The 18857-nt window shown below is 72.7% G+C and carries 21 protein-coding genes and 1 tRNA gene; 6 read left to right on the top strand and 16 right to left on the bottom strand.

All coding sequences use genetic code 11. The features are described 5' to 3' along the window. Positions 1 to 15: 15 nt before the first annotated feature. The gene (locus tag ACIQUR_RS25005) at positions 16 to 435 is read right to left on the bottom strand and encodes a MarR family winged helix-turn-helix transcriptional regulator (RefSeq protein WP_403668200.1); all 420 of its coding nucleotides are present in this window, start codon (positions 433 to 435) and stop codon (positions 16 to 18) included. Between the two features lie 155 nt (positions 436 to 590). On the opposite strand from ACIQUR_RS25005, the gene ACIQUR_RS25000 reads away from it, so the two are divergent. Then, positions 591 to 794: a hypothetical protein gene (locus tag ACIQUR_RS25000; RefSeq protein WP_403668197.1), complete on the top strand. Its 204-nt coding sequence runs from the start codon at positions 591 to 593 to the stop codon at positions 792 to 794. Positions 795 to 827: 33 nt separating this feature from the next. Here ACIQUR_RS25000 and ACIQUR_RS24995 read toward each other — a convergent pair whose 3' ends face one another. The 9 genes from ACIQUR_RS24995 to ACIQUR_RS24955 form a co-directional block, all read right to left on the bottom strand. Beyond that, entirely contained in the window at positions 828 to 1739 is a 912-nt protein-coding gene (locus tag ACIQUR_RS24995; RefSeq protein ID WP_403668194.1) for a hypothetical protein, read from the bottom strand. 59 nt (positions 1740 to 1798) lie between these two features. After that, on the bottom strand, positions 1799 to 2638 hold the full coding sequence (locus tag ACIQUR_RS24990) for an RNA polymerase sigma factor SigF (protein ID WP_399944415.1): 840 nt from the start codon (positions 2636 to 2638) through the stop codon (positions 1799 to 1801). A 221-nt stretch (positions 2639 to 2859) separates the two neighbouring features. Then, positions 2860 to 3693 (bottom strand): RNA polymerase sigma factor SigF, encoded by an 834-nt coding sequence (locus ACIQUR_RS24985; RefSeq protein ID WP_403668191.1) that lies wholly within the window; start codon positions 3691 to 3693, stop codon positions 2860 to 2862. A gap of 194 nt (positions 3694 to 3887) precedes the next feature. Further along, entirely contained in the window at positions 3888 to 4049 is a 162-nt protein-coding gene (locus tag ACIQUR_RS24980; RefSeq protein ID WP_403668189.1) for a hypothetical protein, read from the bottom strand. A 403-nt stretch (positions 4050 to 4452) separates the two neighbouring features. Continuing rightward, the gene (locus tag ACIQUR_RS24975) at positions 4453 to 4731 is read right to left on the bottom strand and encodes a hypothetical protein (protein ID WP_403668186.1); all 279 of its coding nucleotides are present in this window, start codon (positions 4729 to 4731) and stop codon (positions 4453 to 4455) included. Between the two features lie 80 nt (positions 4732 to 4811). Beyond that, positions 4812 to 4896, bottom strand: a tRNA-Ser gene (locus ACIQUR_RS24970). A 103-nt stretch (positions 4897 to 4999) separates the two neighbouring features. Further along, positions 5000 to 5428 carry a tRNA adenosine(34) deaminase TadA gene (gene tadA / locus ACIQUR_RS24965; RefSeq protein WP_403668552.1) on the bottom strand — a complete coding sequence of 143 codons (429 nt, stop codon included), beginning with the start codon at positions 5426 to 5428 and terminating at the stop codon, positions 5000 to 5002. A gap of 53 nt (positions 5429 to 5481) precedes the next feature. Next, entirely contained in the window at positions 5482 to 6030 is a 549-nt protein-coding gene (locus ACIQUR_RS24960; protein ID WP_403668183.1) for a hypothetical protein, read from the bottom strand. Positions 6031 to 6475: 445 nt separating this feature from the next. Continuing rightward, the gene (locus ACIQUR_RS24955) at positions 6476 to 6676 is read right to left on the bottom strand and encodes a hypothetical protein (protein ID WP_403668180.1); all 201 of its coding nucleotides are present in this window, start codon (positions 6674 to 6676) and stop codon (positions 6476 to 6478) included. 140 nt (positions 6677 to 6816) lie between these two features. On the opposite strand from ACIQUR_RS24955, the gene upp reads away from it, so the two are divergent. Next, on the top strand, positions 6817 to 7452 hold the full coding sequence (upp, locus tag ACIQUR_RS24950) for a uracil phosphoribosyltransferase (protein ID WP_365042905.1): 636 nt from the start codon (positions 6817 to 6819) through the stop codon (positions 7450 to 7452). Positions 7453 to 7500: 48 nt separating this feature from the next. Here upp and ACIQUR_RS24945 read toward each other — a convergent pair whose 3' ends face one another. Further along, positions 7501 to 8139: a LytR C-terminal domain-containing protein gene (locus tag ACIQUR_RS24945; protein WP_403668176.1), complete on the bottom strand. Its 639-nt coding sequence runs from the start codon at positions 8137 to 8139 to the stop codon at positions 7501 to 7503. 133 nt (positions 8140 to 8272) lie between these two features. After that, positions 8273 to 8569, bottom strand: a complete 297-nt coding sequence (locus ACIQUR_RS24940) for a type II toxin-antitoxin system VapB family antitoxin (protein ID WP_003955420.1) — start codon at positions 8567 to 8569, stop codon at positions 8273 to 8275. 88 nt (positions 8570 to 8657) lie between these two features. Here ACIQUR_RS24940 and ACIQUR_RS24935 point away from each other — a divergent pair, with 88 nt between their 5' ends. After that, positions 8658 to 10256, top strand: coding sequence for a helicase HerA-like domain-containing protein (locus ACIQUR_RS24935; protein ID WP_403668173.1), 1599 nt, complete (start codon positions 8658 to 8660; stop codon positions 10254 to 10256). Between the two features lie 112 nt (positions 10257 to 10368). On the opposite strand, the gene opcA is transcribed toward ACIQUR_RS24935, so the two are convergent. Together opcA and ACIQUR_RS24925 are read right to left on the bottom strand one after the other, a co-directional pair. Then, the gene (gene opcA / locus ACIQUR_RS24930; RefSeq protein ID WP_403668170.1) at positions 10369 to 11289 is read right to left on the bottom strand and encodes a glucose-6-phosphate dehydrogenase assembly protein OpcA; all 921 of its coding nucleotides are present in this window, start codon (positions 11287 to 11289) and stop codon (positions 10369 to 10371) included. A 20-nt stretch (positions 11290 to 11309) separates the two neighbouring features. Then, positions 11310 to 11909 carry an HhH-GPD-type base excision DNA repair protein gene (locus ACIQUR_RS24925; RefSeq protein WP_403668167.1) on the bottom strand — a complete coding sequence of 200 codons (600 nt, stop codon included), beginning with the start codon at positions 11907 to 11909 and terminating at the stop codon, positions 11310 to 11312. Positions 11910 to 12021: 112 nt separating this feature from the next. Between ACIQUR_RS24925 and ACIQUR_RS24920 the strand changes: the two genes are divergently transcribed. Then, positions 12022 to 12822 (top strand): VOC family protein, encoded by an 801-nt coding sequence (locus ACIQUR_RS24920; RefSeq protein WP_403668549.1) that lies wholly within the window; start codon positions 12022 to 12024, stop codon positions 12820 to 12822. Positions 12823 to 12960: 138 nt separating this feature from the next. Here the strand turns inward: ACIQUR_RS24920 and ACIQUR_RS24915 are convergent, their stop codons facing one another. Next, positions 12961 to 15792: an NACHT domain-containing protein gene (locus tag ACIQUR_RS24915; protein ID WP_403668164.1), complete on the bottom strand. Its 2832-nt coding sequence runs from the start codon at positions 15790 to 15792 to the stop codon at positions 12961 to 12963. A gap of 172 nt (positions 15793 to 15964) precedes the next feature. Here ACIQUR_RS24915 and ACIQUR_RS24910 point away from each other — a divergent pair, with 172 nt between their 5' ends. Beyond that, complete coding sequence (locus tag ACIQUR_RS24910) at positions 15965 to 16174, top strand: hypothetical protein (protein WP_403668161.1); 210 nt, start codon at positions 15965 to 15967, stop codon at positions 16172 to 16174. On the opposite strand, the gene ACIQUR_RS24905 is transcribed toward ACIQUR_RS24910, so the two are convergent. Further along, positions 16167 to 17150, bottom strand: a complete 984-nt coding sequence (locus ACIQUR_RS24905; RefSeq protein ID WP_403668158.1) for a DUF5937 family protein — start codon at positions 17148 to 17150, stop codon at positions 16167 to 16169. The genes ACIQUR_RS24910 and ACIQUR_RS24905 overlap by 8 nt on opposite strands. A gap of 127 nt (positions 17151 to 17277) precedes the next feature. On the opposite strand from ACIQUR_RS24905, the gene ACIQUR_RS24900 reads away from it, so the two are divergent. Beyond that, the gene (locus ACIQUR_RS24900; RefSeq protein WP_403668155.1) at positions 17278 to 18459 is read left to right on the top strand and encodes an MFS transporter; all 1182 of its coding nucleotides are present in this window, start codon (positions 17278 to 17280) and stop codon (positions 18457 to 18459) included. Positions 18460 to 18857 lie beyond the last annotated feature (398 nt).

The raw sequence follows: 18857 nt of genomic DNA, 5'->3' as shown, positions 1-18857 counted from the left end.
TCCTTCTCTCGTGTCTCAGAAGCTCGACCGCAGCCGGGCCAGCAGGGTGTTGAGTAGGTCGACCTCGTCGTCGGACCAGTCCGCCAGGGCGCTCTCCAGGGCGGCCGAGGCCCGCGCGGACAGCACGCCCAGCAGTTCGCGGCCGGCCGGGGTGAGCCGCAGGATGCGGCAGCGCCCGTCCGCGGGGTCGGGCAGCCGGTCGAGCCAGCCGTGCTCGGCGGTGTGGGCCACATGGCGGCTGGTGACCGACATGTCGACACCCAGCAGCTCGGACATCCGGCTCAGCCGCATGTCACCGTGCCGGTCGAGCACGGTGAGGACGGCGGCGGAACCGGGCGGGCAGTCGAAGGGGAGGGTGCGGGCGAGCCCGCGTTTGACCGCGCCGATTGCGGACAGCTGGCGGGCCAGTTCCTCGTACCGGGGCCGGGTGGCCATAGGGCGGCTCCCCCCATCTTGTTGCTTAGAGCAACCATAGGATCTGTTGGTTGCTACAGGCAAACGAATCTGGTGAGGAAGCGGTAAAGGGATCGGAAAGGTTGGCCCGGGACGGGCTTGGGCGGGGCGGTTCCGGTTCGCTAGGGTCCTTGCCCATGTCACACAACGCTCAGGGCCCCGACGCCCACTACGACCCGGCGGGCAGCACCCAGATGTTCCGCGCGTTCGTCGACGAGGGTGAGCCGCACCGTCCGGCCGCCGCCGTGCAGGGCTCCTCGGGCCCCCGCGTGGGCCTGATCATCGGTGTCGTCGCCGTCATCGCGGTGCTGGCGGGAGTGGCCTGGCTCGCCTTCGCGTGAGGCCCCGGGGGCGCCCGGCGCCCCCGGTCCCCGTCATGCCCAGGTCGCGGTCACGTCCCGGGTCTCGACGTGCATGCCGAGCGGCACCCGCCAGGCCTCCACGCAGACCAGGTAGGTCTTCTCCTTCGAGGACCGGGCCGCGACCGGAGCCGGCACCGGCTGCTGCGTCTCGATCGTGGCCCAGTCCACGCCGAGCGCGCCGATGATGTGCGTGTAGAAGGTCACCGTGCCCGAACGCACCGCCGTGCCGCCGCTGTTGCGGAAGACGACGGTGACGTTCTCGCACCACCGGTCCTCCGCCGCCGAGCGCTCCGGCGCGCCGAGGGTGAGCCTGGCCGGGCTGGCCGGGTCGGTGCTGCCGCCGGTGCTCCCGCCGGTGCCGCCGCCCGTGCCGCCCCCGGAGCTCCCGCCCCCGGAGCCACCCGTGCCGCTCGTGCCGCCGGAGCTGCCCGAGCCGCCGGACCCTCCGCCGGTGCCCGAGCCGCCGGAGCCGCCGGACCCTCCCGGGCCGCCCGTACCACCGCTCCCGCCGGAGCCCCCGGAGCCGCCCGGGTCCCCCGCGCCGCCCCCGCTCGTACCGCCGCTCCCACCCGTACCACCGCTCCCGCCGCCCGTCGCGCCGCCGGACGAGCCGCCGCCCGTACCGCCGGACGAGCCGGCCCCGCCGGGCCGTCCCGTGCCTGCCGCCCCGCCCGAGGTCCCCGCCGGGCCCGGCGGAACGGAGGCCGGGGCGGAGGCCGACGGCCCCGGCGCACCGGGCAGCGGCTGGAACTCCACCTTCCCCCTCGGCGCCACCGGTACGGACGCCCCCGCGGCGTCGGACAGGGCGACGTACCCCGTATGCCCCTCGGAGCCGCAGCCGGCCAGCGCCGCGCACAGCACGGCCGCCGAGGCGAGCAGAGCGCCCCGGCGGCCGGTCATCCAGGCCTTCGACATCGCGGACATCGCGCCAGTGTTGCTGACGGGCCGTCAATTGTGAAGCGCGCGGACGGGGTCGGGCGGGGTCAGTCCCCGATCAGCCCCTGCCGCAGCTGCGCCAGCGTCCGGGTCAGCAGCCGGGAGACGTGCATCTGCGAGATCCCGACCTCCTCGCCGATCTGCGACTGCGTCATGTTGGCGAAGAACCGCAGCATGATGATCTGCCGCTCCCGGGGCGGGAGTTTGGCCAGCAGCGGCTTCAGCGACTCGCGGTACTCGACGCCCTCCAGCGCCGTGTCCTCGTACCCCAGGCGGTCGGCCAGCGAGCCCTCGCCGCCGTCGTCCTCGGGCGACGGCGAGTCCAGCGAGGACGCGGTGTACGCGTTCCCCACCGCGAGGCCGTCGACGACCTCCTCCTCCGACACCCCGAGCACGGCGGCCAGTTCGGTCACAGTCGGCGAGCGGTCCAGCTTCTGGGCCAGCTCGTCGCTCGCCTTGGTCAGGGCCAGGCGCAGCTCCTGGAGCCGCCGCGGGACGCGGACCGACCAGGAGGTGTCGCGGAAGAAGCGCTTGATCTCGCCCACGACGGTCGGCATCGCGAACGTGGGGAACTCCACGCCGCGTTCGCAGTCGAAGCGGTCGATGGCCTTGATCAGGCCGATCGTGCCGACCTGGACGATGTCCTCCATCGGCTCGTTCCGGCTGCGGAAGCGGGCCGCGGCGTACCGGACCAGCGGGAGGTTCAGCTCGATCAGGGTGTCGCGTACGTAGGCCCTTTCGGGGCTGTCCGCGTCGAGAACGGAGAGCCTCAGGAACAGGGAGCGGGAGAGGGTGCGGGTGTCGATGGCTTCCGAGCGGTCGAGCACGGCAGGAGCCTCGCTCTTGACGAGCGTAAGCACCTTGGAGCTGCCCTGTTCTGCGGACATGCCACCCCCTTGAGGTCGCGGACGGTCGCGTACGGCGCGCCCGTCGGAGGAACGCAGCCTCCACCTGAATACCGGAGGCGGGGCTGCGGCAAACGCGGTTCCAGCAGAATGTCACATGTCGGCAACACGCTGTAGCGCCAAGTCGACATATCTGTGCAGCAACAAAGGGGTGTGTGCCGGAACTGTCGGGAAAGGCGCCCCGCGATCTCCACCCGTTCTGATTACGCTTCGATCCGGTTTGCGGATCTGAGCCGGGCGAAGCTCCGGGCGAGCAGCCGGGACACGTGCATCTGCGAGACGCCGAGCTCCGCGCTGATCTGGGACTGCGTCAGGTTGTTGTAGTAGCGCAGGAGAAGGATCCGCTGCTCGCGCTCCGGCAGCTGGACGAGCAGGTGCCGTACGAGGTCCCGGTGCTCCACGCCGGCCAGCTCGGGGTCCTCGTACCCCAGCCGGTCCAGCAGTCCGGGCAGCCCGTCGCCCTCCTGGGCGGCCTCCAGGGAGGTGGCGTGGTACGAGCGTCCCGCCTCGATGCAGGACAGCACCTCCTCCTCGGTGATCCGCAGCCGTTCGGCGATCTCCGGGGTCGTGGGGGTGCGTCCGTGGGCCGTGGTGAGGTCCTCGGTGGCCGCGTTGACCTGGACCCACAGCTCGTGGAGCCGGCGCGGCACGTGCACGGTGCGGACGTTGTCCCGGAAGTACCGCTTGATCTCGCCGACGACGGTCGGCATCGCGAAGGTGGGGAACTGCACGCCCCGGTCCGGGTCGAACCGGTCGATGGCGTTGATCAGGCCGATGGTGCCGACCTGGACCACGTCCTCCATCGGCTCGTTGCGGCTGCGGAAGCGGGCGGCCGCGTACCGGACGAGCGGCAGGTTCGCCTCGATGAGGGCGCCGCGCACCCGGTGGTGCTCGGAACTGCCCGGTTCCAGGCACTTCAGCTGCCCGAAGAGCACCTGGGTGAGGGCCCTGGTGTCGGCGCCCCGGCTCTGGGTCCGCTCCCGGGCGGGGGGCTCGTCCTGCTGGGGCGGCACCTGAGGCGCAGTACTGGCCGACACGGTCACGCCACCCCTTCATGTCCACTCATCGATCAAAAGCGGTCATAGCATCACAAGAGATGTGCACTGTGTGCAAGCACCGTATATCGCCGTGTTGAGGGCAAGTTGGACATATCGGGAAGGGGGGACGCGGAAAGGCCCCCCACCCGTCGGATGGGGGGCCCGAAGTCCGGAAACCGCTTCAGCGTACGGGTTCAGCGCACCAGTTCGGTCATGAACTCGCCGATGCCCTGGGCGGCGTCCGAGATGCCCTGGAAGCCTATTTGGACGAAATCGGCGGCTTTGGCCGGCTGGGTGATGATCGTGTACAGCACGAAAACGACGAGGGCCCCCAAGATGATCTTCTTGGTGTCCATGATCGATTCGGCCTCCCCTGCCGCGCCCTGCGAAGTCGCGTGAGTCTATCGGGTCTGGTAATGGACCTCACCAGACCTTTAAGGACCAATGACCTGGCGGTCCAGGCCCTTTGCCGCCGCTTCTCGGGGTGTGACAGGAGCAGGATTGTTGACGAGCCCCCCGGTTCTGGCAGGAAACCGGAGGGTGGAGGGACAGGACCTCACTGCGGGGTCCGAGCCGCAAGCTTCCCCCCTGACTGCGGCCCGGACTGGCAGGTCCGTCCTCATCGGGGGGAGCGGCTTGTCCCCCCGATGCCGCTCCCTCCGTCCCCACGTCAGAAGGCCCCGGCCCCCAGGTCGGGGCCTTCTGCGCGTCTCGGGGAGGGCGGGAGGCCGGAGGGGCCGTCCGGGGGGGGGGCGTCCGCTACTCGAAGGCGCCCAGCAGGTTCAGCACCGGCGCCGCGGGCTCGACCACCGGCATCAGCTGGTCGGGGACGCTCATCAGCTGGTTCAGCTCGTTGAGCTTGTTCAGACCGCCGCCGATGTCCTGGACGGAGGGCGAGGCCTCGGCGGGCATGTCGGGTGCCGCGGTCGGGAGGAGTTCCTCGACCGGCAGGGGCGAGGCCGCGGCGGCGGGGGCGGCGAGGCCGGCCGCGGCGCCCGCGAGGGCGATGGCGGCCAGGATGCGCTGGGTCTTCGTCATGCCGTGACAACGCGGCGACGGGGTTCCCGGAAACGGAAGAGAGCCCCGATTCGTCCGAACCGGGGCTCTCGTTCACAGAGCGGTGGTGGAGGGATTTGAACCCCCGATGGGTTGCCCCATACTCGCTTTCGAGGCGAGCTCCTTCGGCCACTCGGACACACCACCGAGAGAGATCCTAGCCCACGATGGGGAGTGCTCCGCAACTTTGCCCGCCGTGGCCCTCCTCACGGCCCGCCAGGGTCCCCGTCCGTGCGGGTGGTGCCCGGGCTCAGCGGTCCCTGAAGAAGGCCGTGAGCCGAGTGGAGCACTCCTCGCCGAGCACTCCGGTGATCACCTCGGGGCGGTGGTTGAGCCGGCGGTCGCGGACCAGGTCCCAGAGCGAGCCGGCCGCCCCGGCCTTGTCGTCGGCCGCTCCGAAGACCACCCGGGCCACCCGCGACTGGACGAGCGCGCCCGCGCACATGACGCAGGGCTCCAGGGTCACGACGAGCGTGCACCCGTTCAGCCGCCACTCGCCGAGCCGTGCGGCCGCCCGCCGCAGGGCGAGCACCTCGGCGTGGGCGGTCGGATCCCCGGTCGCCTCGCGTTCGTTGTGCCCCGTCGCGAGTACGGAGCCGTCGGGTGCGAGTACGACGGCGCCGACCGGTACGTCACCGGTCAGCGCCGCCTTCGCGGCCTCTTCCAGGGCCTGGCGCATGGGTGCGCGCCAGGGGTCCCGCACGGGGTCGGGCCGGTCCTGCTGAGCGGGCACTATCGGACGGTCTCCAGCACCTCGGAGGCGCCGAGCGCGTCCGCGATCTCCGCGAGCGCGTCGGAACCGAAGGAGAACAGCTCGCGGGCGGAGACCCCGAGGTCGGCCAGGATCCCCGGGTCGCCGAGCGGTCCGGCCGGCACGGCCGGGGTGTCGGCGGACCCCTCGGCCGCCTCGTCCTCGTCGAAGCCGGCGGAGGGCTCCGGTTCGCCGTCCTCCGTGCCGTCGAGGTCGACGAGTTCGTCGAGGTCGTCGTCGGACGCCGGTTCACGGCCGAGCAGTTCGTCGGTCAGCAGGATCTCCCCGTACGAGCTGCGGGACGCGGCGGCCGCGTTCGACAGGAAGATGCGGGGGTCGTCCTCGCCGTCGACGCGGACGACGCCGAACCAGGAGTCCTCCTGCTCGATGAAGACGAGGACGGTGTCCTCGTCGGCCGAGGCTTCACGGGCCAGTTCAGTCAGATCGGACAGCGTCTCGACGTCGTCGAGATCCGTGTCGCTCGCTTCCCACCCGTCTTCGGTGCGCGCGAGCAGTGCGGCGAAGTACACCGTGACTCTCCCACTGGTCATAGGCGTGCCGGTTGGGGGTCCCCCCGGCCGGAGGTGGGGGAGGTGGAACGGCCGTCTCGCCGTTCTGTGCCCCGCCCAATCGGCATCGTGGCAGAAACGGCGGCTCTGCGAGAGGTCTTCCGCGCTTGCGTCGCGTGGCGCCGTCCGGGCCTCCGGCCGGATCAGGGCAGGTGGGGCGCGGCGAAGGGCCCCGGGAACGGGTCCGAACGGCGTGCGAAAACCTTTCGCCGGACGGCCCGGGGACGGCCCGCGGCGCGGTGCCGCACGGCGTGGCGGGGCAGGGCGCACCGGCGCGGCGGTGCCGGGCGCGCGGAGCGCGGGCGTACGGGTGGGCGTACGCACGGGCGTACGGGCGGGCCCAAGGGCAGGCGTACGGGACGATCGGCGCGGCGGTGCCGGGCGTACGGCCGCGGCGTCCCGCGCCTCACCAGCGGAAGGTGCGCATCCGCATCTGCTGGCGCATCCGGGCGGCGCGGGCCCGGCGCGGCTGGACGCGGTCCCGCAGTTCCCGGGCCTCGTGGAGCTCGCGGAGGAACTGGGCGCGCCGCTGTCTGCGCTGCGCGGCCGTCTCCTCCGGTTCCGCCTCCGCGGTTCCCCGGTCTTCCCTCAGTTGCTCGTCGGGCATCGGCACCACCCCGGGCTGGTCCGTCGTCCTCCTCCGCGACGCGAGGGAGACCCCCGGCTCCCACCTTCCCCCGGACAGCCCCGTTGATGCCAGTGCCGGAGAGCACTCGGCGGGCTTCCCGCCCGGTTACTGTTGGGTCCATGCGGATCCATGTCGTCGACCACCCGCTGGTGGCGCACAAACTCACCACCCTGCGCGACAAGCGCACGGACTCCCCGACCTTCCGGCGCCTCGCCGACGAGCTGGTCACCCTGCTCGCGTACGAGGCCACCCGCGACGTGCGCACCGAGCAGGCCGACATCGAGACCCCGGTCGCGCCGACCACGGGCGTGAAGCTGTCGACCCCGCGCCCGCTGATCGTCCCGATCCTGCGGGCCGGCCTGGGCATGCTCGACGGCATGGTCCGGCTGCTGCCGACCGCCGAGGTGGGCTTCATGGGCATGGTCCGCAACGAGGAGACCCTGGAGGCCTCCACGTACGCGACCCGGATGCCCGAGGACCTCTCCGGCCGCCAGGTGTACGTCGTCGACCCGATGCTGGCGACGGGCGGCACGCTGGTCGCGGCCATCCAGGAGCTGATCAAGCGGGGCGCCGACGACGTCACGGCCGTGGTGCTGCTGGCGGCCCCCGAGGGCATCGAGGTCATGGAGCGCGACCTGGCCGGCCAGCCGGTGACCGTCGTGACCGCCTCGGTCGACGAGCGGCTCAACGAGCACGGCTACATCGTGCCGGGCCTGGGCGACGCGGGCGACCGCATGTACGGCGCGGCCGAGTAGCCGTACCGTCCTGCCGTCCCGGTGCCCGTCAGGCGCGCCGGGACGGGTTCAGCACTTCCGGGAGGGCGCGGGAGCGGGGTGGGCCAGTGCGGCCAGGACCCGGTCCGCGTCCTCCTTCTTGCTGAGCTCCTTGAAGGCGGTGCCCAGGATCAGGTCGACGTCCGCGGTCTCGCGCGTGTCGGTCTGCTGGGTGACCCCGGCGAGCTGGGCGCCGAGCACGGAGTACATGGCCTTGTCGGTCTTGGGCGAGCCGAGCAGTATCCCGGTGCCGGCGACCTTCTTGTCGAAGGTGGCGGGCGCGTTGCCGACCTTGCCCACCCGGAAGCCGCGCTTGCGCAGCTCGTCGCCGACGGCCTTGGCGAGGCCGCTGCGCGGTGTGGCGTTGTAGACGTTGACCGTGATCTGGCCGGGCTTCGGCAGCGCGACGGCCGGGGCGGCGGAGGCGGCCGGTTTCCCGGGCCTGCCCGTCACGCAGTCCTCGGCGCGCCCGGCGGCGGTCTTCTTCTCGTCGCCCCTGAACACCCCGATGAGCTGCAGCGTCCCGTATCCGAGCAGGCCGAGGGCCAGTATCGAGCCGAGGAGTGCGAGCACGATCCGGCGGCGGCGCCGGGGGCGGCGCATGCGGGGGTATGCGGTACCCGTGACGCGGTACTTTCCGCCCATGCCTGGGGGAGTGAGCATGCTCATGGGCGCAGCGTAGTGCGACCCGGTGACGATGCCTACTAAATGATCTATGAATAGCCCAGGGCCGACCCGAAAGGATCAATCGGCCTGCTCGGAGGGGCGGACCGACGGGTTCCGGGGACGGCTGCCGGGCCGCTCAGCCCAGTTCGAGGACGCGCGCGTGCAGCACCTGGCGCTGCTGCAGGGCGGCGCGGACGGCGCGGTGCAGCCCGTCCTCCAGGTAGAGGTCGCCCTGCCACTTCACGACGTGCGCGAAGAGGTCGCCGTAGAACGTCGAGTCCTCCGCGAGGAGGGTCTCGAGGTCCAGCTGGCCCTTGGTGGTGACGAGCTGGTCGAGCCGTACCGGGCGCGGCGCGACGTCCGCCCACTGCCGGGTGCTTTCCCGTCCGTGGTCGGGGTAAGGCCGCCCGTTTCCGATGCGCTTGAAGATCACACGGAAAGCCTACCGGGCAAGTCCCTGCGGGCGCAGCCTCGGGACGTTGGTGCAAAGGTGGCGAATAGCGCTAATTCGGGAGTGATAGATGACGGGAAGCACCCCCTCGGCCGAGCCGGAGGCCACCCCGGGGCCGGCCGCGGAGATCGCCGCCGGGTACGCGTTCACCGGCCCCGCCCTCGACCTGGGCGCCCTGCTCTGGGACGGAGCCTGCCTGCCGGAGCACCAGATCCGCATCCCGCTGGCCATGCTGAACCGGCACGGACTGGTCGCGGGAGCCACCGGCACAGGCAAGACGAAGACCCTCCAGCTGATCGCCGAGCAGCTGTCCGCCAACGGGGTGCCCGTCTTCCTCGCCGACATCAAGGGCGACGTCTCGGGCGTCAGCGCCCCCGGCACCCCCAATGACAAGGTCGCCGAGCGCGCCCGCGACGTCGCCCAGGACTGGGAGCCCGCCGGCTGCCCCAGCGAGTTCTACTCGCTCGGGGGAATCGGGCCCGGCATCCCGGTCCGCGCGACGGTCACCAGCTTCGGCCCCGTGCTGCTCTCCAAGGTCCTCCAGCTCAACCAGACCCAGGAGCAGTCCCTCGGCCTGATCTTCCACTACGCCGACGCCAAGGGGCTGGAGCTGGTCGACCTCAAGGACCTGCGGGCCGTGGTCGCCTTCCTCGTCTCCGACCGCGGGAAGGCCGAGCTCAAGGGCATCGGGGGGCTCTCGACCGTCACCGCCGGGGTGATCCTGCGGGCGCTGACCGCCTTCGAGCAGCAGGGGGCGACGCAGTTCTTCGGCGAGCCGGAGTTCGACACCAGCGAGTTCCTGCGCACCGGCCCCGACGGCCGGGGCGTGGTCTCCGTACTGGAGCTGCCCGCCGTCCAGGACAAGCCGCAGCTCTTCTCGACCTTCCTGATGTGGCTGCTGGCCGACCTCTTCAACGACCTGCCGGAGGTCGGCGACCTGGACAGGCCCAAGCTCGTCTTCTTCTTCGACGAGGCGCACCTGCTCTTCAACGGCGCCTCCAAGGCCTTCCTGGAGTCGATCACGCAGACCGTGCGGCTGATCCGCTCCAAGGGCATCGGCGTCTTCTTCGTCACCCAGACCCCGAAGGACGTGCCGGGGGACGTGCTCGCCCAGCTCGGCAACCGGGTGCAGCACGCGCTGCGGGCCTTCACCCCGGACGACGCCAAGGCGCTGAAGGCCACGGTGAAGACCTTCCCGCACTCGCCGTACGACCTGGAGGAGCTTCTCACCGGGCTGGGCACCGGCGAGGCCGTGATCACCGTGCTGAGCGAGAAGGGCGCCCCGACACCGGTCGCCGCCACCCGGCTGCGCGCCCCGCGGTCGCTCATGGGGCCGGTCGACGCGGCGGCGCTCGACCAGGCGGTCAAGGCCTCGCTGCTGTGGTCGCGGTACGCCGAGGCCGTCGACCGGGAGTCGGCGTACGAGAAGATCAGCGCCGAGCAGGCCGCCGCCGAGGCCGCGGCGGAGGAGGCGGCCCGGGCGGCCGAGGAGGAGAAGCAGGCCAAGGCCGCGGCGCGGGCCGCTCCCAGGGCCCCGAAGGAGGACCGGTCGCTGGCCGAGCAGGTGGTCGGCAGCGGCCTCTTCCGCTCGCTGGCCCGCTCGGTCGGCACCCAGCTGGGCCGGGAGATCTCCCGGTCGATCTTCGGCACGGCACGCCGCAGGCGCTGACCGCGGTCGCTGACCGCGGTCGCCGGGCCGTAGTCGCCGGGCCGTACGGAAGGCCCCCGCCCGGTCACCAGGGCGGGGGCCCTTCCGTGTCCCTCACGGGCCGCCGGCCCGGTTACGCCGGCACCCGCCCCTTCCGCAGCGCCGACCCGTACGTCACGTCCGCCGTCAGCCGCCGCAGCTCCTCCGAGATCAGCTCGGCCGTCGTACGGATCTTCAGCGCCACCTTGCGGTCGGGCTGGCCCGGCACGCCCAGTGTGGCGAGCGCCCCGCCGGGCCGGTCGACGGATATCTCGCCGGCCTCCGTCGTCATCCGTACGCAGGTGATCACCGGCCCTTCCGTGACCACCCGCTCCACCCGCACCCCCAGCCGGTCGGCCAGCCAGCGCGCCAGCAGCTCCGCGCTCGGGTTGTCCGCCTCGCTCTCCACGGTGGCACCGGTCACCCGGTCCTGCCGCTGGTCGAGCGCGGCCGCCAGCAGCGAGCGCCAGGGCGTGAGCCGGGTCCAGGCCAGATCGGTGTCCCCGGGCGCGTACGAGGCGGCGCGGTGCTCCAGTACCGCCAGCGGGTCGAGGTTCGCGTACGCGTCGGTGATCCGGCGCTGCGCCAGGGCGCCCACCTCGTCCCGCGCCACGTCCGCGGGCGCGTCCGCGGGCCACCACGCCACCACCGGCGCGTCCGGCAGCAGCAGCGGCAGCACCACGGAGCCGGTGTGCGAGGTCAGCTCCCCGTGCAGCCGCAGCAGCACGATCTCGCCGCTGCCCGCGTCCGAGCCGACCCGCAGCTCGGCGTCCAGCCGGGTCTGGCGCAGCTTGTGGTGGCCGCGGGCGGTGCGCTTGATGACGGCGAGGATGCGACAGGGGTGTTCGCGCGATGCCTCGGAGGCCGCCTTGACCGCGTCGTACGCGTTCTCCTCGTCGGTGACCACGAGGAGGGTGAGGACCATGCCCAGGGTGGGGCTGCCGATGGCCTGGCGGGCCTGCAGCAGGGCGGCGTTGACCTTGCTTGACGTCGTATCGGTGAGTTCGGTCTTCATGATCTGGGAGTCTCGCAGCCCTAGGAGGCCGGCTTGGTGGTCTTGGCGGCTTTGGCGGCGGCCTTGGCCTGCTGTTTGTACGCGCGGACCTTCGCCAGCGACTCGGGTCCGGTGATGTCGGCCGCGGAGCGGTAGCAGTCCTTCTCCCCGTAGGGGCCGGCCGCCTCCTGCCAGCCGCGCGGCCGCACGCCGTACTGCTTGCCCAGCAGCGCGAGGAAGATCCGGGCCTTCTGGTCGCCGAACCCGGGCAGCTCCTTCAGCCGCGCGAGCAGGTCGGCCCCGCTGCCGGCGCCCTCCCAGACCGCCGCCGCGTCACCGTCGTAGTGCTCGACGAGGAACTGGCAGAGCTGCTGGATCCGCTTGGCCATCGAGCCCGGGTAGCGGTGCACGGCCGGCTTCTCCGACAGCAGCCCCGCGAAGGCGTCGGGGTCGTACGCGGCGATGGCGTGGGCGTCGAGGTCGTCCGCGCCCATCCGGGTGGCGATCGTGTACGGCCCGGAGAAGGCCCACTCCATGGGCACCTGCTGGTCCAGCAGCATCCCGGTCAGCGCGGCCAGCGGGCTGCGGCCGAGCAGGGCGTCCGCGTCGGGCTGCTGGGCCAGGTGGATCTGGATGTCCATAGCTCCATGTTCGACTGATTTCGGTTTCCACGCGCGGGAGGGGCGCCGGATGGCTAGCGTGTGAACCCGGACACACCCACCCATGGTGATCAAGCGAGACGGAGTCATGATCATGACGGCTTTCCCCGAAGGCACGCCGTGCTGGGCCGACGCCATGTTCAAGGACGTCGAAGGCGCCAAGGCGTTCTACGGCTCGGTGCTGGGCTGGACCTTCACCGAGGCCGCGACGGAGTACGGGGGCTACACGCAGGCCTACTCGGACGGCAAGGCGGTCGCGGCCGTCGTCCCGCCGATGCCGGGCCAGGAGGACGAGGCGCACTCGGCCTGGTGTCTCTACTTCGCCTCGCCGGACGTGGCGGCGACGGCGGAGAAGATCAAGGCCGCGGGCGGCGAGATGCTGATGGAGCCGATGCAGGTCGGCCCCTTCGGCTCGATGCTGCTGGCGAAGGAGCCGGGCGGCGCGGTCTTCGGCGTCTGGCAGGGCGGCGAGCACAAGGGCTTCGAGAAGCAGAACGAGCCCGGGGCCTTCGCGTGGGCCGAGGTCTTCTCGCGGGAGCCTGGCGGCACGGACGCCTTCCTGACGTCGGTCTTCTCGTACCGCAAGCAGAAGATGGCCGACGAGACCATGGACTACGCGGTCTTCGACCTGGGTGAGCAGCCGGTGCTGGGGCGGATGGAGATGGGCGACGACTTCCCGCCGCACATGCCCTCGTACATCTGCGTGTACTTCGCGGTCGACGACTGCGACGCGGCGGTCAAGAAGGCCACGGACCTCGGCGCGAAGCTCCAGTTCGGACCGATGAGCAGCCCGTTCGGCCGCTTCGCGGCCCTGACGGACCCGCAGGGGGCCAACTTCTCGGTCATCGACGTGAACACGACGGAGGGGGACATGCCGAACTTCACGGACGCGTAGGCGCCGCGCCGCCGCGGCCGCACCGCGGGCCGCCGCGCCGCGGGGCCGCTGTGCGGCACGCCGTGCCGCAGGGGCCGCGCCCGGGTCGTACGGACGACCCGGGCGCGGCCCGTCTCCGGCTGAAGCCGGACCTGCCGGTCAGAGCATGGGCTCGACGCGGACGACGCCCTTGGGGAACCCGGCGTCTCCCAGCACCCCGGGAACTCCTCGCAGGGTGAGCCGCCGCAGCGCCGGCAGCGTGGCGAGCGCGGACACGTCCGGTGCCTGGGCCGTCCTCGTGGGGCGCAGCCGCAGGGACCGGGCGCCCGGGAACAGCGCCGCGAGGGCGCCCGTCGGGCCGTCGTAACCCTCCACGTCCACGTGGGTGACCCAGGGCATGGCCGTGATGAAGGAGACGGCGGGGTTCGCCAGGTCCAGCGACTCCAGGGTGAGGTGCTTCAGGCGCGGCAGTCGGAGGGCATCCGCCTGCTCCAGGAACACGTCGCCGGGTACGCCCAGGTGCCGGAGTGCGGGCCAGCGGTTGAGGAAGTCGAGCCGTCCCGGGTTCTCCATGCTCAGTTCGCGCAGCCCCCGGTGCGGAGGGACGTCGGACAGCAGGGTGAGCGCGTCCCTGATCTCCAGGGTGCGCAGGCTTTCCAGGTCCTCCAGCGCGCTCAGGTCCAGCAGTCCGGTCGTCGCTTCCACCGCCAGGGCGACGAGGCCCGTGCCGACCACCCCGCCGAGGTCCTCGAAGTACGGGCAGCGGAGCACTTCGAGGACGCGCAGCCGGGGGAAGACCGGGCCGAGCCAGTCCAGGTCGGTGACGAGGTCGTTGTTCTCCAGGACGAGCGCGGTGACGGCCTCCGGCCGGGGGAGCCCCGCCATCAGCCGGGTCGGGTGGCTGCCGGTGAAGCCGACCGCGGACATCCGTACCGGCCCCAGCGCGCCCACCTGCCCCTCGTCCCCGACCTCGACCAGCCGCAGCCTGCCCAGCGGCGCCAGCACCTCGGCCACGTAGTCCTGCGGGTCGAACCGCGTCCACTCCTCTCCCAGTGCCCGGCGCACCCGGGCGTTGGCGGTGCCGACGAACGACTTGAGGTACGCGAGGGCGCCGTCCCCGCCGACGCGCTGCGCGGTCTGGATGGAGCGGACGGCCGTCAGGGGGGAGAGCCGGCCGGGCTCCGGCAGCAGGTCGAGCACCAGGGGCCCGATCTCGGCCAGTGCCTCCACCTCGTGGCGGGTGCGAGGCGGCACCAGGGACTGGGCGCGCGACTCCACCCGTTCCCTGGTGGCCGGCGGCAGCTCGGTGGCGTGCTGGAGGCAGGCGAGGGCCAGTGCGCGCAGGCGGCGCTCCAGCCGCGGCTCGCTGTCCGCCCGTTTGGTGATCGCCTCCAGCAACTGCGCCCGCTCGTCCGGCCGGGCGTGCGCGACGGCCATCCGGACCACGTCCTCCCACTTCTCGTCGTGGGCGTTGCGGACGATCAGCCCCAGGTCCAGGGACTCGACCGCGGCCTTGGCGCCCAGGAAGTCCTGGAAGGTGCGGTGCACGAAGTCGACGGTGTCCAGGGTGGGGGAGCGCAGGAGTCCGGTACGGGCGATCAGGTGGTTCAGCACCGTCGCGGCGTCGCCCTGGGCCGCCACCGCGTGCATGGCCTCGAGGGCCTCCTCGATCTTGGCGAGCGCGGTCTCCCTGCGCAGCTCCACCTGGTCGTTCCTGATCAGCCAGTAGGCCAGCTTCTGCAGGAGCTGGACGCTCTCCTTCTCGCTCAGCTCGATGCCCTCGGGGGCGATCACCTCGCGTTCCTGGTCCCGTCGGGTGATCAGCATCGAGAGGGCCGCCTGGTAGAGCTCCACCCGGTCGGACGGCAGCCGGCCGCGCCGGTCCCGGTGCAGCGCGCAGACCAGCGCGCACAGCAGGGGGGTGGTGGTGAGCAGGGCGAGGTCGCGCTTGACCCGCACCTTGTCCTTGAGGTCGGACTCCAGCGCGTCGAGGTGGGCCGAGACCTCCGGGTCCGTCGTGCCCGCCCGCGCCGCGGCGTGCCAGCGGGACACGAAGATCCCGACGTCCCGGCGGCCCATCGGGCGGACGGTCAGCTCCCGGAAGCCGGCCGCGAAGAGCCAGCCCTCGGCCACGGCGCTGGGCCGCGTGGTGACGACGAAGCGCGAGTGCCCGTACGCCGAGACCAGCTCCCGAAGCCAGTCCCCGGCCCGGTCCCGCAGCCCCTTCGGCACCTCGTCCAGGCCGTCGACGAGGACCAGGCCGCGCCCCTCGGAGAGCACCCGGTGCGCCCAGTCGGCGGGCTGGTAGGCGGCGAGGGAGCAGTTCACCGCGGCCAGGAAGCCCGCCGGGTCCGCGGGCAGGCCGCCGGTGCGCGCGAGGGTGCGCAGCGGCAGCACGAAGGCGATGCTGCCGCTCAGCTCGACCAGCGCGTCGGGGAGTTCGCCCTCGGCCGTCGCGCAGGCCAGCCACTGGAGCAGGGTCGTCTTCCCGCTTCCGGCCAGCCCCCTGACCAGGGTCCTGGACCGGCCGGCGAGGGCCCGCTCGGCCCGGTCCACGCGCTGTGAAGGGCCGTCGTGCCCGGCCAGCTCCAGGCTCAGGTACGCCGTGTCCAGCGGCCAGCTCGCGGCGGCCGGGCCGCGCAGGTCCAGGCCGACGATGGTGAGCCGGCCGTGGCGCTGGAGGAGGTAGTCGCGGTACCGCGCCTCGAAGGCCGCGTCGACCGCGTCCTGTCCCCCGCGCCCTTGGGGGTCGTACCGCTCCGCGGCCGCCCTGTTCCGCAGCTCCAGCACGTCCTCCACGAGGAGGCCCAGCACCGGGGCCAGCCGGGCGAGGGTGTCCTTGGTGGGAACGCGCCGGGAGTTGAAGGCCTGGCTCACGGTCGTCCTGCTCAGCCCGGAGCGGCGGGACAGTGCCGCCATGCCGAGCCCGCGCTTCAACCGGGCCACGTTCAGTACCTGTTGTAAGCGGCTCAGCGGATCCTCATCGGTCATCCGATCACCCGTCGTCCCCAAGGCCCGTGGTGTTCAAGGACGTTCATTCTCGTTCGCCCGAACGCCGCTGAACAGCCGAACCCGCAAGGTCGGGGGTGAGCCGGGACAACGGCTCGCACCCGGACCGCACATCGCGGCTCCGGTGACCCAACTCGCCGGAAGCGGAACCGACATGAACTCCACCACGCCCCTGCTGGCCGACGACACCCTGCTCGCCATGGCCGTCGTCATCGCGCTGCTGGTCTCCCTGCTGGCGGCCGTGGTCGCCGGCGTCCTGGCCCGCGCCGACGGCGCCACCCTCCCGGCGGCCGCCTCCCGCGCCGGCACCGCCTTCGCCGCCTCCCTGGCCCTGGCCACGGCCCTCGTGGCCCTCCTCAGGTGAGGGAGCCGGCCGGGGTCAGGAGGGCGTCCGCGACCGCCGTGCGTGCGTACAGGACCGAGCGGCCGCTGCGGTGGGCGGTGACCAGGCCCGCGTCCCGCAGGGCGGTCAGGTGCTGCGAGACGCCCGCCGGGGACAGGCCGCTGGACCTGGCCAGCTGCGTCGTCGAGGCCGGGGTGTCCAGCTCGGCGAGCAGCATCGTGCGGGAGCGCCCCAGTACGGCGGCCACCGCGTCCGTGGCGGTGGTGGCCCGGGGCTCCCACAGGTTGCCCACGCCGCGCGCCGGGTACGCGAGCTGCGGGGACTCCCCCGCGATCGAGCGGGTCAGCACCCGGGGCCAGGCGAACGCCGACGGCACCAGGAGCAGGCCGGAGCCGGGCTGGTCCCGGGTGAGCGAACACTGGCGGTGGACCAGGCCCAGGGTGCCGTCGTCCCACCGGACGGTCTCGTGCAGCTCGTTGAGCACGTGCGCGGCGCCGTGTTCGGCCACCTGCCGGGCGCGGTGGAAGACGTCGGCCTCCAGCAGCTGCCGGACCCGGGCCCAGTACGGGGCGAGGGCGAGCTCCCAGTACGCCTCGATCTCCGCGGCCACCTTCTCCAGGCCGGCGTCCGGTTCCTCGTACAGCAGCCGCATCCGCGGCGAGGAGGTGCCGAGTCTGTCCAGGTCGCGGCGCAGCTGCTCCGGCGTGCCGGCCCGCATCGCGGCGAGCTCGGCCGCCAGGGTGGGGAAGGGCGTGGCGGGCACCGGGTTGAGGAAGTCCGCGAGGTAGCCGCGGGGCGGGATGAGGTCCGACAGCCAGCCCGCGTCGAGCCCGGCGCGTGCCACGCGGGGGCGCACCTGGGCGGCCCAGCACTGGTGCAGCGGTGACGCCGCGGGGTCGCGGAGCAGGCGGAAGCTGGTGACGACCTCCCACATCGGGGACACCGCGAAGCGCATCTGCGCCAGGTCGGCGGCGGAGAAGTCGAGCAGGAACTCCATGCGCCGTGCCCCCCGTCCGGCCCGTGGCGGGCGCTCGCGGCCGGCGGCCGGACGCCCACGGGCCCGTTTGGATTCGGTCTGAGCTTAATCAATTCGCCTGCGGGCGTGCGGGGCGCAGGCTCCTCGCATGTTCTCGACCTTCCGCGGACTCCCGCCCACCGTCTGGACCGTCTTCGCCGGCTCGATCGTCAACCGGATCGGCTACCTCGTGACGCCGTTCCTCGTCTTCTTCCTGGCCGACCGCGGGGTGACCGGGGCCGGCGCGTCGTACGTCCTCGGCGCGCTCGGCGCCGGCAACCTCCTCGGCCCGGCCCTCGGCGGTGTGCTCGCCGACCGGTTCGGCCGCCGCCCGACCATGCTGCTGGGGCTGACCGCCGCGAGCACGGCGCAGGGCGCGCTGTTCGTCGCGCCCGGCGTGGTCACGATGGCCGCCGCCGCGCTGCTGCTCAGCGCGGCGGGTGCGGTGGTGGCACCGGCCGCGTACGCGCTGATGGCGGACACCGTGGACGCCGGGCGCCGGCGCGGGGCGTACGCGCTCTTCGGCTGGGGCGTGAACATCGGCACCGCCGTCGCGGGCGTCCTCGGCGGCTTCCTCGCGGAGCGCGGGTACTGGCTCCTCTTCGCCGTGGACATCGGCTCGATGCTGGTCTACGCGGCCATCGTGGCCACCCGGCTCGCCGAGCCGCCGCGCACGGTGAAGGCGGCGGACGGGGCCGGGTACGGCGTCGTCCTCCGCGACCGGCTCGCGCTGCTGCTGCTCGCGGTGCTCGGCGCGCAGCTCTTCGTCTACTCGCTCACCGAGGTCGCCCTGCCGCTCGCCGTCCGCGACAGCGGGCTGTCCCCGGCCGTGTACGGCGCGATGGCGGCGGTCAACGCGGTGCTGGTCGTGGCCCTGCAGCCGCTGGCCACCGCCCGGCTGGCCGGGCTGCCGCAGCTGCCGGTGCAGGCCGCGGGCGGGGTGCTGGTCGCGGCCGGCGTGGCGCTGACCGGGCTGGCCGACGGTGTCGTGGGGTACGCCCTGTCGGTGGTGGTCTGGTCGGTGGGCGAGCTGGTGGTGGCGGGGATCGCGGCCGCGGTGGTGGCCAACCTGGCGCCGGCTCACGCCCGCGGGCGCTACCAGGGCGCGTACAGCTGGGTCTGGGGCACGGCCCGCTTCGCCGCCCTGACCCTGGGCGTGGCCGTGTACACGGGCCTGAGCCCGGCGGCCCTGTGGTGGACGGCCCTCACGGTGGGCCTCGCGGCCTCCGCGTCCCTCCTGTCCCTGACCCCCCGCATCACCACCCGCCTCACCCACGACCTGGCGGCCTGACCCGCCCGGCGCGCCGGCCGGGAAGGCGGGAGCGGAAACGCCAGAGGGCCGGACCGCTTGCGCGGTCCGGCCCTCTGAGCTGGCGGAGGATACGAGATTCGAACTCGTGAGGGGTTGCCCCCAACACGCTTTCCAAATGTTCGTACGGGGGTCCGGCTGGGGTCGTGGGTGTCCTGACCTGCGGCGGAGCGTTCGGGGTGGCCCCGTCCGGACGGGCCCGGACGGGGGCGAATGAGACCAGAACTGAGACCAGCACCGCTGGCTGCTCTGCGGCGTGAGCTTGGCGAGCTGTTTTCGTTGGCTCGCGCTGCCTTCGGCCCTGAAGTGGCCGCAGCGCGATCCCGGCTGCCGGGGGAGCCTCTACTTTGGGTCGTAAGAGATGGTGCTTAGGCATGCGC

Source organism: Streptomyces sp. NPDC101132, assembly GCF_044759225.1.
Lineage (GTDB): Bacteria > Actinomycetota > Actinomycetes > Streptomycetales > Streptomycetaceae > Streptomyces.
Note: the sequence above shows the minus strand (reverse complement) of the source record. Positions and strands in the feature narration are given on the sequence as shown.